9 protein-coding genes are annotated in these 14477 nt (G+C 36.0%); 6 read left to right on the top strand and 3 right to left on the bottom strand.

The features are described from left to right. Positions 1 to 50 precede the first annotated feature (50 nt). From BLS98_RS21355 to BLS98_RS21340, 4 genes are all read left to right on the top strand, one after another. A complete protein-coding gene (locus BLS98_RS21355; RefSeq protein WP_228425278.1) occupies positions 51 to 2018 on the top strand; it encodes an AAA family ATPase in 1968 nt (655 codons plus the stop codon). A 228-nt stretch (positions 2019 to 2246) separates the two neighbouring features. Continuing rightward, positions 2247 to 4781 carry a DUF6493 family protein gene (locus BLS98_RS21350; protein WP_089739277.1) on the top strand — a complete coding sequence of 845 codons (2535 nt, stop codon included), beginning with the start codon at positions 2247 to 2249 and terminating at the stop codon, positions 4779 to 4781. Further along, on the top strand, positions 4762 to 7458 hold the full coding sequence (locus BLS98_RS21345; protein ID WP_089739275.1) for a DUF6493 family protein: 2697 nt from the start codon (positions 4762 to 4764) through the stop codon (positions 7456 to 7458). Before BLS98_RS21350 ends, BLS98_RS21345 begins: the two co-directional genes overlap by 20 nt. A 4-nt stretch (positions 7459 to 7462) precedes the next feature. Further along, complete coding sequence (locus BLS98_RS21340) at positions 7463 to 8812, top strand: SWIM zinc finger family protein (protein WP_089739273.1); 1350 nt, start codon at positions 7463 to 7465, stop codon at positions 8810 to 8812. A 68-nt stretch (positions 8813 to 8880) separates the two neighbouring features. Here the strand turns inward: BLS98_RS21340 and BLS98_RS21335 are convergent, their stop codons facing one another. From BLS98_RS21335 to BLS98_RS23625, 3 genes are all read right to left on the bottom strand, one after another. Beyond that, positions 8881 to 10302, bottom strand: coding sequence for an MFS transporter (locus BLS98_RS21335; RefSeq protein ID WP_089739271.1), 1422 nt, complete (start codon positions 10300 to 10302; stop codon positions 8881 to 8883). Positions 10303 to 10384: 82 nt separating this feature from the next. Next, entirely contained in the window at positions 10385 to 11194 is an 810-nt protein-coding gene (locus tag BLS98_RS21330) for a helix-turn-helix domain-containing protein (protein ID WP_089739269.1), read from the bottom strand. Positions 11195 to 11202: 8 nt separating this feature from the next. Continuing rightward, positions 11203 to 11973, bottom strand: coding sequence for a VOC family protein (locus BLS98_RS23625; protein ID WP_228436042.1), 771 nt, complete (start codon positions 11971 to 11973; stop codon positions 11203 to 11205). Between the two features lie 139 nt (positions 11974 to 12112). On the opposite strand from BLS98_RS23625, the gene BLS98_RS21320 reads away from it, so the two are divergent. Next, positions 12113 to 13630, top strand: a complete 1518-nt coding sequence (locus tag BLS98_RS21320) for a TROVE domain-containing protein (protein WP_089739267.1) — start codon at positions 12113 to 12115, stop codon at positions 13628 to 13630. 162 nt (positions 13631 to 13792) lie between these two features. Next, entirely contained in the window at positions 13793 to 14470 is a 678-nt protein-coding gene (locus BLS98_RS21315; RefSeq protein ID WP_167356264.1) for a hypothetical protein, read from the top strand. Positions 14471 to 14477: the final 7 nt, after the last annotated feature.

Below are 14477 nucleotides of genomic sequence, written 5' to 3'. Positions count from 1 at the left end.
TTATGGATTACTTTATTTTTATAATTTACCTTTGATAAAAATTGTATCTCTTGGAGGAACTCATCGAATTACTGGAACATACCAACAGAAGTGTATTCTTAACAGGAAAAGCAGGAACAGGAAAAACAACCTTCCTGAATCATTTTGTTGAGGCAACACGTAAAAAGCATATCATAGTTGCTCCCACTGGGATTGCAGCCATTAATGCCGGTGGAGTAACCATTCATTCGTTGTTTGCCATTCCGTCCCGAACATTTGTTCCAACCACAGAGCACGTTGATCCTAATCTTGCGATGAATATCAATGAGTTGTTTCCTCATTTTAAGTACAGAAAAGAAAAGCTTGATCTTTTTCGGGAGATAGAACTGATTATTATTGATGAAGTATCCATGCTAAGAGCAGATTTATTGGATATGATGGATCATTCTTTAAGAAGAGTAAGGAGAAATCAGTTGCCATTCGGTGGAGCTCAGTTGTTGTTAATTGGAGATCTCTATCAATTACCGCCTGTAGTAAGAGATGATTCTGAGCGGATTTTATCAAAATACTATGAAACTCCATTTTTCTTTTCAGCCAAGGCCTTGCAGAATGTACGGTTAATCACAGTAGAATTAACGAAAGTTTACCGCCAGCAGGATGAAGAGTTTCTTGAAATTTTGGATGCGGTACGGCATGCAGATTTCCACGAATTGGATTTTGAAAAACTGAACTCCAGATATCATCCTGATTTTGAGCCTGAAAATGAAACTTATATTCATTTGTGTTCTCATAACCGTATGGCAGATCATATTAATCAGAAAAAACTGTCAGAGCTTGAGACAGAATCGTTGTTTTATAAAGCCTCAGTGATTGGTGAGTTTAAAGAAACCCAATATCCGATTGATGAAACCCTGGAGCTGAAAGTAGGTGCTCAGATTATGTTCATCAGAAATGATTCATCCCCCGAAAAAAACTTTTATAATGGGAAGTTGGCTGAAATTTCCTACCTAGATGAAGATACCATAAAGGCCGTACTCGATGAAAGTAATAAAGAAATAACGCTCACCACTGAAGTCTGGGAACAGAAAAGATATACTCTGGATGCTGATAAAAATATCAAAACAGAAGTGCTGGGAAGTTTTGAACAATATCCAATCCGGTTGGCTTGGGCGGTTACTATTCACAAAAGTCAGGGACTAACATTTGACCGTGTTATCATTGATGCCGGAAGATCTTTTGCCAGCGGACAGGTATATGTTGCATTGAGCCGCTGCCGAACCCTGAATGGAATCGTTTTGAAATCTGAAATTTCACAGAATGCCATATTCAAAGACCATAGGATTGAAGACTTTCAAAATTCTACTCATGCAAATGACAGCTTACTCCAAATCATTGAGCATGAAAAATATGATTATACATTGCATAAAGTTCAGATGACAGTAGATGCCGGTTGGGTAAAAGAAGCTGTAGTAAACTGGAAAGAGTTTACCGTAGGGATTCCAGATCGGGAGAAAGTAAATACATTATCTGAGGATTTTGAAAGGGAAAGTGAACATCTTTTTAAAGTGTCCGAAAAATTTAAAAAAGTCATCCGTTTGAAATTATCAGACTTTATCAATGGAGAAATTCAATGGAACGAGTTGGAAGAAAAATGTATAGGGGCTGTTAACTTTTTCTATAAAAATATCGCTGAAAAGATTGTATTGCCTTTGAAAAACTTTTACACAGAAACTACAGGTACCAAAGGCTTAAAAACCTTTAATGAAGAAACAAAGAAGTTTTTACATGACCTGGAAGAATATATTGAAAGACTTAAAGCATGTTGTCTACTAGATATTCCTTTATTTAACAAAGAAATTGAAATGGACACTTCCATAATAGTTGGTAAAAAGCCAACCCATATTCTCACTTTTGAGTTATTTGATGCAGGAATGCCTCCTTTTGAAATAGCTGAAAAAAGAAACCTTACCCTTGCAACGGTATACAGGCATCTTACAAAAATGGGTTTAACAGAAGTAGAAAGAACCTTCAAACAGTAATTCGTAATGTCTTTTCCACAATCAGGTTAGAAAAATAATACTTGGCCAACACGGAGGTATTTTGATGTCTTGATTCATATATCTTTTAGCAGAGAGAATTAAATCTTGGTTATAAATAGCTGTATAACGGTTTTATTAACTTAAAGTTTTGTTAAAAAACTCACTTTTTAGGGATAATTTACTGCCTGTCAGGCATTTTTTTATATTTTAGCCGCCAAGAGTGAATTTATGCTTATTGACGAAGAGTTTAAAACTATATATTTAAACTATAAAATCAAGGAAATCATTCCTTTCCTGAAGAAGCTTACACCTAAAGATAAAAAAGAAGTTGCTGCCACTTTAAAGAAAAATATCAATAAAGAATGGGGGCACAATACAATATCGGTGTTGGCTGCTTTGGTATGCAGTAAAACGAAGGATGAATATGAAAAGATGAGACCAGGATTTTATTCCATTCCGGTAGAACTTGTGGATGAACTTTTTGAGAGCTATGTTCCTGATTGGGTTGGAGAAAGTTACTTATTTCTTGATGGATTCTATTATCTGAAAGTATTGGAATGGGAGCATAAAGGCTATCTTACCCTTCATGATGAAATTTGGGCATCATTGCTCTCTTCATCATTAAGAACAGAAGAAATATTGTTTTCCTATCCAGCAACGTTGCAGTCTCATATCTGGTTTTTATTTGATCATGAATGCAGTATCACATCTGTTTACGGGGACAGAAGCTGGAAAGATGTGTTGAAAGACCTTGTTCAGGAAAAGAGAATAGATCGTTCAAGAGTACTTAAAGCAAGTCTTACTGCAATTAATTTTAATTTTTCAAAAGAACATAATACATGGTTCCTAGAGTTTTTTGCTTATCTGGAGCCTAGCTACAAAGAAATTCTGGAATTGCAGGATGAATTGTTTATGATCTTTCATTCCACACAACATTCACTGTTTCCTGGTGTATTAAAGATTATCAATCCGGTTATTACAGAAAAAGATTTTAAAACAGAAGACTTTTTACAGGCTACAGCATCTTTAATGACTCTTTCAACAAAGAATATTGTTAATGCATTGCTTCAGGCATTGGAAAAAATAGCGAAAGGCAATAAGAAATATCATGAAGCAATATGTTTGTTTCTGATGCCTGTTTTTCTCAATAAAGATAAAACGCTTCAAACTAAAGGAGCAAAAATTATTGTTAAATATGGAGATCTACAATCAGAAAAGATAAGGAGGGAACTTACATTTTATACAGCCTCACTTCTTTCTGATGCTCAGACTTTGCTGGAAAAATTCATTGCAGAAAACGGAGTCATTCAAAATAAAGAAGAACAGAATTATGAAACAGCTTCATGGCATGTCTCACAGCCTATTACTCCTGTAGAATCCCTAGATGATTTTATTTTCCTGGCTTCTCAGATCTTCAATAATAATGAAACCTATCATATTGATTTGTTTCTGGATGCACTCATTAGATTCAATGGTGAATTTGAGGAAGAACATTTTAATCAGCTTGAACCTGCCTTTAATGCAGCATTCAAAAGGAAAGATACTGTAGGGTTTCAACATTTGATGGCGACATTTGTTATTAATTACGGCTTGCTGAAGCAAAAAAATAAATCAAAAATATTATCGGAGGCTTATTTAGGGTTTCCGACCCTTGAAAACTGGAGTGAAAAAAGAACACCTTTTATTTTCAAAGCTTATCATCAGCTTTTGATAGGAATATTTGAATTTTTAAAAGAAAACAAACAACTTCCGTTACTTTCTGTTCCGGAATATACACCTTGCTGGATTACCATTACTACTCTTGTGGATAAATTGAAAATCTATCAACAGCAAGGCTGGAAACCAATTCCTTTTGATTTGGAGATTGCTATCCTTCGGGTAGAAAAAGAAAACCTGAAAAAAGGAGAACAATATGCAAAAGAGCAGCTTAATGAAGAGTATTTCAATTTTGTAAAGCCGGTTTTTGAAAAGAATTATTATAAAGACCTTTATGAAAAGGAATTTCTTGATGGCAGTTTCGATTGGAAACTGGGATACAAGAAAATCTATAAATGGAATGTTACAGAAGAAGTTCCGGAATCATTAATATCCATTGGAGACCATAAGGAAATACCTGTAAATGCATCTTTTCTGAATTATTTTTTCAATTCTTATCACACTATTTATCAGGAAGATTTGCTCCGTATTTTATATACAGCTCCCTATTTTTCAGGGTCCTTAGTAGCAAGAAAATACAATGCAGACTTATCCTGCTCCGCATATCAATATGATGTAAAAGGAAATATGAAATTTCTTGATGCCTGGATGAAATTGAATTTACCATTTCAACCTGCGCATTATATATTTATGACTGCCGGATTGTTTCATAAAGATAAAACATTCTCTGGTATAGCTTTTGAAGCCCTTATTAATAAAGCAGTTTCAGAAGATTTTAATATTCACGAACTGGGAATTATCATTGGTAAAAAGATCAATTTTGAATGGGCTCCTGTGAAAAGGTTTACAGATGGGCTATCTGGATTTATTAATCTGACTACCAGTCATAACCAAGCCTTTGAAAACCTGTTGATATCCATTCTTTCAACAGTAGAAAAGCCGGTTTTTAATCTTAAAAAGCTATTAGAGCTTTATTATGAACTGCTGAATCAAAACAGAACCATAGTAAATGAGAAAATTGCTAAAGTTCTTAAAGAATGGGAAAACGAAAATAACCTGAAAAAAATTATACATCAAATTAAAACACATGAAAGAAAGACTTTATGAGATCCTTAATGAGGGAAAACTCCATGAGATTGTCCCTTTTTTGAAGCAGCTTAGTGCAGAAGAAAAGCAGACATTAGTACCTACGATAAAAAAAATGGATCGTGAGATCAATAAGATCATCATGACCAAAAATTCTTACCATACAGCGGGTTCTGTAAATCAACATTCCATTATTGATATAGCATCATTTGTTTGTATGGATCAAAAGAACTTTGGTAAAAATTACTGGAGTCTTTTCCGCAATATAGAACAGACAGACCAGATATTGGAATGGGGATGTCCGGATTGGTTTTCAGATTTTATCAATGATTCTATTGATGCGGAGTTTACAGCTTTTAACTATCAGCATATTTTAGGATGGACAAAAAAAGGCTATATCCAGCCAAAACCTGAATTACTGGGACATCACCTAAGTAATTATCCTGCTGATCTGGACCAGCACCCTGAAACACTCAATACCCACTTTTGGTATCTGTGCGAATATCCATCCAAATCATTACCCTTCCAAAAAGAATGGTTTCCATTAGTCCAAAAGCTTGTCACCGAGCAGAAAATTGAAAGAACAAGGTTTTTAAAAGAATGCCTTTTGGCTTCCAATAGAAATTTCAATAAGAATGTGACAGGGTGGTTTATGGATGCTTTTACAGCTTTAAAACCAACAGAAGCGGAGTTGATAGAACTTCAGGATGAATTAATGGCTGGGTTAACATCTGCACAGTCAAAAGCAGTCAATACGATCCTTATCCATTTGAAAAAAATGGTAGGAAACCTGGCTTTTAAAAATGACGAATTTGCTCACTACCTTCCCAATCTGTTGAGCATGGAAGTGAAAACAGTGGTGATGGGTAGTCTTACCTTAACAGAGAAAATATTCCAGCATAAAAAAGTTAATCCTGAGATATTAGGACTGGCTTTAACGTCAGCATTTGTAAGCAAAGATGATGGAATACAGTCAAAAGCTGCCAAAATTATACTGAAATACATCCCACCATCCGAAACAATAAAGGAATCTATTTCCCACTATTCAGATAGTATATTAACGAATATACGTTCTCTTTTAGAAACTTATATAGAAGAAAAACCACAGGAATTGGAAGCTATAGTTTCAGAAAAAATATTACTGACTACCGAAGAAAATAAAGTTAAAGTCCTTGAAAGTTTTGAAGATCTAATGTTCTTCCTCCCTTTGGCTATAGAAGATCCGTACAGCCATCACTGTGATACTGCTTTGTCCGGATTTGCCCGTTTTGCCAATGATGTAGATGAGGAATCTGTAAAGCTGATAGAACCGGTATTCCTGAAAGCCTGTAAAACCATTGCAAAATGGGAAGTTCCTTATCTGAACGTCCTGTTGTGTAATCTCATCATTAATTACGGATTGAACTTATTAGAAAAATATCCGGTTCAGCTTAAAAACCTGAACAAAATATATGAGAAGACCTCTAATGAAGAGACCACAAGGGAAGCTTATTCAAACTATCATAAAAAGCTGGGACCAATAACGAAAGTGGGAGCAGGAAGCCCTGTTACGAAAGCTTTTAAAGAACTTGCCATATTTACTGATGAAAAAATAAAAGCAGGAGACAGTGTTCCTTTACTGTTTGCCATTACCCATGCTCCTTGTTGGATTTCTCCTGTTACATTAGTGGAAAGACTGGAAGTGTATCAGAATAAGAATATTGAACCTCATCATCTTGATATGCAGCTGGCCCTTCAGCGATGTGCTCTGGATAATACATCCGAAGCATTACAGCTGGCTGAAAAAAAATTAAAAGGAGAGTATAAAGACCTGCTGCTTTTCTTCTTTGGTAAAAATATTGAGCCAAAAGGAAAATTTGAACATCCTGCATGGTGGATGACAGCCGGAATTACACGCTCTCCGGAAAAGACTTTTAAAGAGTTCAGTGGTTTTGGATATGATACGATTCCGGCAGAATTCTTTTCGGGAATTTATCAGTGGAAAACTATTGATAGTAAGAAAAATTCATATTATCCGGCTGAGCTGAATATTATGATTCCCAAATATCATTTTGAGAAAAGAAAAGATCCGCTGCTTCTGGAATATTTTATTGCTGAGCCAAGAGAACTTTCAGAAACCATTGGCATGATGTGGTGTTTTCCAAATACCTTGGGAACTGCCCTGGCAAAAGTGATTAAAAGCTGCCTTTTCTACTCAGGTATTGCAGAAGTTTACGAAAGAAATCTAGTGCTAAATACGGCACAGGCCCTTTACCAGGTTAAAAAGCCTTTGGATGAAATGGGATATCTGTTTCTGGGAACTATTTTCCTGGATGGTGATAAAACCATTCGTGGAACGGCTGCTGAAATCTGGCTGGAACATGTTTCTCACAGGATGATAGACAACACCCGATTAGGAAAAGTGATTGGCACCCATGAAAAATTGGAGTGGGCTCCTATAAAAAGATTTACAGATCTTATTCAACATCAGATGCTGAATGTTAGTAAAAATCATAATATTGCACTCGAAGAATTAATTTCCAATATTCTGATTCAGATGGATCAACCTATTACCAATCTGAAGAAGCTGTTGGAAGTATATCATGAAGTATTGGCTTTAAACCAGTCCCAAGCCAATAAAAAAGTAATTGAAAAACTTAAAGACTGGAAAGAAAACTCGAGCCTGAAGAAAATCTGCAATCATCTTCTAAAAAATTAAATATATGGAAGATATGCTTACTTATAATTATTCAAGGTCATCCTCCTTTGTAAAGAAAGATGCCCTTGAAGAACTGTTTCTTGCCCAATACAGTGAGATACAGAAAAAGACTGATGTTCCCTGTTTTTTCTGGGGAAATGTAGGTCAGCCTTTTATATTAGCTCGTTGTCTGATTACCCTTTCCAATATTGTGAAGTCAAGCTTCAATTTGTCACCATTTCAGATGGCACTTTTGAAAGATCCAATTGTGACTGCAGGAAATGAAAGGCTTCGTTTCGAAGGTTTTTCACACTGTGCGGGTGTATATGCCCGTGTAGACGTTCTTCCGGATGGATTAAACGGGGAATTTTTGGAGAGCGGAACAACTAATGTAGACTTTAATCAACCTATGATAACCGCTTTGGGAAGTATTCGTCCTAACGAAAATATTATGCTTTCTATAGGGGAAAAAGAAGTTGGGCTCTACAAAGAAGAAAAAAAAGTAGTGGAAAGAAAAGTTCCATTGCCTGTAAAATGGATTAAAGGTCTCGGAACAGTTCAGATCTATTTGTCCGAATCAGAAAAGCAGCATACTTTTAATAAGATCCAGACCCAGCAGCTGTTTAGAGGAATGCCGAAAGGAGTGGTGAAATCAGACTATTACCTTATTGTAAGAGGAAATAAGCCTATGTTTTCCCCTGTAAAATCTGCTGATGCAGTTTGTATTGGTGGGCTTCACAGGCTTCGTTTGCTGGAACCTCTGCTTCCATATATTGATTCCATGCAGGTTTTTCCACACTCAAATATGAAATCTACAACCTGGCAGTTGTATATGGGAAATATAAGATTCAGTTTTTCCTTATCAAGAGAAAGCTGGCGTGGATTCTCCGGAGAAGGAGCTGTATTGAATAGTCTAACCACTGAGGTTCCTGATGAATGGATTGATGCCCTGGATAAATATGCTTATGCCAATCAGTCATTTAATGCAACAGTTCTGGCACTGGAAGAAAATCTTAGTTTGAATAGAACAGAGAATCTGACAGGAAGACTTGCAGCCATGGGATTACTAGGGTATGATCTTGATGAGAATGAATTCTTCTATCGTAGATTACCCTTTAAGTTAAGTCGTATTTTAGGCTTAAATCCCCGCATGAAAAATGCTGAAAGGTTGATTGAAGATGGAAAAGTAGAGATTCTAAATAACACTAAAGAAAGAACTGAAGCAAGGGTAGAAGGTACTGGAGTACACCATACCGTAATCCTTGAAGAAGATAAAGAACGCTGTACTTGTGAATGGTTCAGTAAATATCAAGGTGAAAGAGGCCCTTGTAAACATGTTCTGGCAGTGAAAAGAGTAGTGAATTTAGTTCATTAATATAGATTCCGGCAAGCCCAAAGGGCTTGCCGGAATCCGTTAGAATAACAATAGAATTAAATAAGCATCTACTTTTTACCTCCAGATAACAGGACAATAATAGCAAGCAAAGGTGCCAGCGAAAATGTAGCATATAACACTAAGGATGCATTTTGTGTACCCTCAATACCTCCAGGAACAGTGATGCCGCCAATGTTTGAAACCAATCCTGCAAGTGCTGCTCCAAATGCCGTAGCAATAAGCTGTACAGTAGTTACTGAAGCTGAAGCCAGTTCCTCTTCACCTCTAGGAGCTAAAGAGAATACTTTGGTCAGAAGATGAGGCCATCCTGCTCCGATTCCTATACCTATTCCCAACAAAAATAGGCAGTTTAAAACGAGCTTTGGAATAAGTATTATATGTATGGGTAGTGAAATTAGAGTAAGTCCAACCACGCCTATCAGCATAATAATACATCCGGTAATAATTAATTTGTGTGAAAGATGAGGTTTTATTCCGGAAAATAATAGAGAAGAAAGAGTCCAGCCTATCGCAATAAGAACGGTAAGATATCCTGATTGAATAGGAGAGAAACCATTAAGGACCTGAGCAAAATAAGGAACAAAAATTTCAATAGATGTGGCAATAGTCAAAAGAGACATTACAGCATATACTTTCCCCAACGGAGAAGAAAGCTGATAAGATCCGGAAGGAAGAAGCCGTACTCCGGAACTTTTGTTTTCGCTGACTTTTACGACATACAAGAAAAACAAAGCAATAATAACTCCTGTAATATTCATCCAGCTGTTTTCAAAAATACTTCCTGCAGAAACAGAAAAAGACGCCAGAACAAGCATGGTTAGCTTTAAAACAGGAACGGGTGGAGTTACACTTTCACTTTTTTTATTAGGAAGAATGATTGATGCAATGATAAGTATAGCAAGACAGATGATTAAAAGAGTACCAAATGCCCATCTCCATTTATGGTGTTCCGCAAAAATTCCTCCAATAAAAGGGCCTGAAAAAGCAGCTATGCCCCACATCCCTGAAACAAGAGCCATAGCACGGGGCCACAGATTTTCTTCAAATACAATTCTGATCATCGCATAAGACAAAGCAAATAGTAATCCCCCTCCAAGTCCTTGTACGAAGCGTCCTAGTAATAAGATAGACATAGATGAGGCCAGTGAGCAGAGTAAAGTTCCCAAAGAAAAAACGATAATGGCAATCTGGTAAGACTTTCGGGGACCTAATTTGGATATCCGGTTTGCAGAAATAACAGAACCAATTACGGAGGCTACAACAAATAGAGTCGTGTTCCATGCGTAATATTCTAATCCGCCAATTTCCTTTATAATAGATGGCATTACCGTTGTTGCAAGATAAACATTCGTAGCATGCAGCATAACTCCTAAGGCTAATGTGATGGCCTTTATTCCATTTCCATTGGAGAATAAGACATACCATGAGGTATTTTCCAACGAGGTTGATTTATTGTTTGTACTCTTCATATAATTGTAAAATAGATGACTGCAAATTTCATAAGAGACATGAAGAGTAACAATATCAAAACTGCGGTTTATCTGTCACATTTTACGGCTGGCAACGATAAGTATTCGGATTAAGACCGGTATTGTTTTTAAAAAAACGGGTAAAGTAGGAAGGACTTCCAAAACCTAATTTATAAGCACATTCCTTTATAGAATGAGTAGTGTGTTTTAGTAAATACTGACTTTCCAATAAAAGCCTTTCATGAATAATCTGTAAGGCTGTGTTTCCTGTTTCAACTCTGACTACTTCCGCCAGATGTTTGGCACTGATTCCTAAGAAAGAAGAATAATCTGCAACAGCTTTCCAATCTGTAAAATGTTTATCTACCAGCTTTTTGAATTCATAAGTAAGCTGATAATTGCGGTTCATATTCTTTTTAAAACCTAACAAACAAAATTCACAGGCTCTGTTATACTCATATAATATCTCCATCGTAATCAAGCGTACAACATCCAAATGATAAGCTGATTGCATCATCAGTTCATTCCCAACAGATTTGAATTTTTCCTGAACACGCGAAAAAGAGTCCTCTAAAAAATAAACAGGAGGATAATCAGCGTTCAGCTCCAGCAGTTGATTAACAATTTCTTCCCGTACAAAAGATTTGTTGAGAAATGATTGTTCAAAGTGCAGTTGAATCACTTCCAGATCGGCCGTAGGTTTTTCTGTAGAAAAGATTTTGCCGGGAGAAAGGATAGAAATCATATTCGGGCCCAGCTCAAAACTGTGATGCCCGATTTTGATCAAAATATTTCCTTTCAGACACAGTAAAATAATGTAGTAATTGTTCTTTTGCGGAACTTCAGCCAGAAAATAACTGGTATCTTGTGTGTAAAGGATTTCAGAATTCATCTTGAGTTTTATGCAAGATTCATCCATTCTTCATAAGAAAGAACACCTAGTTCAGGTTTTCCATCCCCTTCCAGAATAGAAATAAACTCCAGCTGATTACCATCCGGGTCATTAAAATAAATGGCCAGTGCAGGCATCCATGCAAATACCATAGGCTCTACACTTCCGTTTTTCATAAAATTGTAAGGCTTTAAATTTTTGTTCTCTAAAAACTTCACAGAATAATTCAAAATATCTTCTTTCGTGCTCGTAAAGGCAAAATGTCTGGTCTGAAGATTTTCTTTCTGCTCCCATAATCCAAGCATAAACTCCTTTTCTTCCCCAATCCACATGAATGCTATAGGTCTTGTTCCATCTCTATGGGCCAATCTCAATCCCAAAACTTCTGTATAAAACTGGATAGCATTTTCCAAATCACTTACCTGAACATGGGTCTCATATAATCCTTTAATCATAGTTTTAATTTTAATGTACACAAAGCTAGAAAACACTTGTTGAAAAGCCTGATAATACCGATTTCTTTCATGAAAATGAATGATAGAAGGATTAGATAAAAGATAAAAGATAAAAGATAAAAGATAAAAGATCTTGTCGTTAAACAACCATTTTTCTTCTTGTATATCCATCAGGATATCAACATCAATAGGGGCGGGCTTTAGCCCGGCCGGCCAATAAATAAAAGAATCAAATTCCATTGGCTTTAGCCAAAACCTAAAATAACCATCAAAAGAATCTGCGTCATCAGCAAAATTTGCATGAACCTTAATATCTTTTCTCAATCAATTTGAATTAAAAAAACATTTTTTTTCAAAAAAACAATCTACGCAAAAAGATTGCGCAATGCTGTTTTTACTTTGCATCAGAAATCAGAGAGGAAGTAGTAACTCCTCCTATGTTTAACATTAGAAACAGTAACTCATGAAATTTAACTTTCTAAAAAAAGAGAAAATAGTGGTAACCAACCACGAAGGTGCAAAAGCATATGTGATGACACCTGCAGAAGAATTGTACAGTGCTGTGGTTACAACAGGACTGTCAGACATTACTTATGAAAAAGGAAATGACAGATTAGAGCGAATTCAGTCTCTGATTCAGAAAAACGATCCAGAATTTGTGGCCAAGCTTGCGGTATATGCAAGAAAAGATATGTATTTGCGTTCCATTCCATTGGTTTTAGCTACAGAATTGGCGAAGGAAGCTTCTGGTAATGATCTGGTGAGCAAAACGGTAGATGGTGTTATTCAGAGAGCTGATGAAATCACGGAACTGTTAGCATATTACCAGCTTGCGAATGAAAGAACAGAAACCAAAAAACTGAACAGATTATCAAAACAGATTCAGAAAGGTCTGGTGAAATCTTTCAATAAATTTGATGAATACCAATTCGCAAAATATAACAGAAAAGGAGAAGTAACCTTTAAAGATGCCTTGTTTCTGGTTCACCCAAAAGCAAAGGATGAAAATCAGCAGACCATTTTCAACAAAATTGTATATGATATTTTAGATACCCCTTATACGTGGGAAGTAGAACTTTCAGTATTGGGTCAGAAAAAATTTGCTGATGAAGCAGAAAAGAAGCTGGCTTTCAAAAATAAATGGGAAGAACTGATCTTCAGTAATAAATTAGGCTATATGGCCACCTTGAGAAACCTGAGAAACATTCTTGAAGCAGGAGTTTCTCCTGAGGCTATGAGCAAAGTGTGTAGTTATCTGTCTGATGAAAGAGCCGTTCGAAACTCAAAACAATTGCCATTCCGTTTTCTGGCAGCATACAGAGAATTAAAAAAACTTGATTCCCCTTATCTGTCTTCCGTTTGGAGTGCATTGGAAGAAGCCTTAGTGGCAAGTGCTCAAAACATCAAAGGTTTCGGTTTCAATACTTCGGTAGTGATTGCAGCGGATGTTTCAGGTTCCATGCAGAAATCGGTTTCTCCTAAGAGTAAGATCTTGTTGTATGATATCGGTTTGCTGATGTCTATGATTCTACAGTCAAAATGTCAAAATGTAGTTACAGGAATTTTTGGTGACCGATGGTTGCGCGTTCCGATGCCAAAACAAGGTATTTTGAACAATGTAGATGCATTCTACAAGCGCGAAGGAGAAGTAGGCTATTCTACCAATGGATATCTGGTGATTGAAGACCTTATCAAAAGAAAAGAAATGGTAGATAAAGTAATGTTGTTTACAGATACTCAGCTGTACGATACCAGCGGAAGAGGAAACTCTTTTGAAGGTACTTGGAATAAATATAAGAGGATAGCACCAGATGCGAAACTTTATATTTTTGATTTGGCGGGTTATGGCAGACAGCCTATCGATGTCAAAAGAAATGATGTATACCTCATTGCAGGTTGGTCAGACAAGATTTTCGATGTATTGAATGCGTTGGAAGATCAGAAATCAGCCATAGAAATAATTCAAAAAGTAGTGCTGTAAAAGGCACTGCTTTCTATTGAAATGTAAAGTTCATTGGTATTAACAACAGGATCTTATAAATCATTAGTATATTTAGGAGCTTATTCCCGCTTTCCGCTATATCTTTTTCGCCTGGTTTAGGGCAATTCAGAAAAAGGATGTCGCTGCAATCGGGGCTAGTAAATGAAGAGATACAGTATGATAGAGCTTATTAACACAATTGAAATTAATCCTTTAAAATATTCCAAAGAAGACTTTGAACTACCGGAAATTACTGATTATCCGGATCCTGAAGAATACTTTTTGAAATTTACAGAGACAGCTTCTCGCCTTACCCTCAATTTTAATGAAATTCAAAAAGGTTCCAACCTTGTCAATATTGAAAACATTGATGATGAGAGCCTAGAAACTATTGTGGTTGCAAAACTCACCGAAGTGGAATTTGATGATCCCGATGAAAGAGGATTTGTACTCTCTTTTGATGGCGGAATTGTATTAAAAAAAGATGATGAGGTTCTTATTCTGCCAAGCTGTTGCGGAGATCTGGAGAATATAGAAAACTGGGAGAAAGTTATAGATAATAGATCTTTCGGATGGGCAGAAATATGGATAGGGCATCCCTGGGTTTTCTATAAAAGAGAAAACGGAATGATTAGTTTTTCAGATTATACAGAAGCCAATATTAATGATGTGAAAGATGTGAAAACAAAATTTGATATTGAAGAATCAGAATTTAAAGATGAATTAGACAAAGTGATATACCACCAAATTCATTTTAAAAATAGAATTTCAGATATTTTGAAAAAAATGAATATTGACAATGCCGAAAGAATTTCAGCCTTCATGTCCGGCATTAAATAAAAATATA

Origin of the sequence: Chryseobacterium jejuense, from assembly GCF_900100075.1 — a bacterium.
GTDB lineage: Bacteria > Bacteroidota > Bacteroidia > Flavobacteriales > Weeksellaceae > Chryseobacterium > Chryseobacterium jejuense.
This window is presented reverse-complemented; position numbering and strand designations above follow the sequence as displayed.

Excerpts from the sequence above, each read along its gene's own strand:
- BLS98_RS21350 (WP_089739277.1), top strand. The coding sequence starts at position 2,247 with ATGCTTATTGACGAAGAGTTTAAAACTATATATTTAAACTATAAAATC.
- BLS98_RS21345 (WP_089739275.1), top strand. The coding sequence starts at position 4,762 with ATGAAAGAAAGACTTTATGAGATCCTTAATGAGGGAAAACTCCATGAG.
- BLS98_RS21340 (WP_089739273.1), top strand. The coding sequence starts at position 7,463 with ATGGAAGATATGCTTACTTATAATTATTCAAGGTCATCCTCCTTTGTA.
- BLS98_RS21335 (WP_089739271.1), bottom strand. The coding sequence starts at position 10,302 with ATGAAGAGTACAAACAATAAATCAACCTCGTTGGAAAATACCTCATGG.
- BLS98_RS21330 (WP_089739269.1), bottom strand. The coding sequence starts at position 11,194 with ATGAATTCTGAAATCCTTTACACACAAGATACCAGTTATTTTCTGGCT.
- BLS98_RS21320 (WP_089739267.1), top strand. The coding sequence starts at position 12,113 with ATGAAATTTAACTTTCTAAAAAAAGAGAAAATAGTGGTAACCAACCAC.
- BLS98_RS21315 (WP_167356264.1), top strand. The coding sequence starts at position 13,793 with ATGAAGAGATACAGTATGATAGAGCTTATTAACACAATTGAAATTAAT.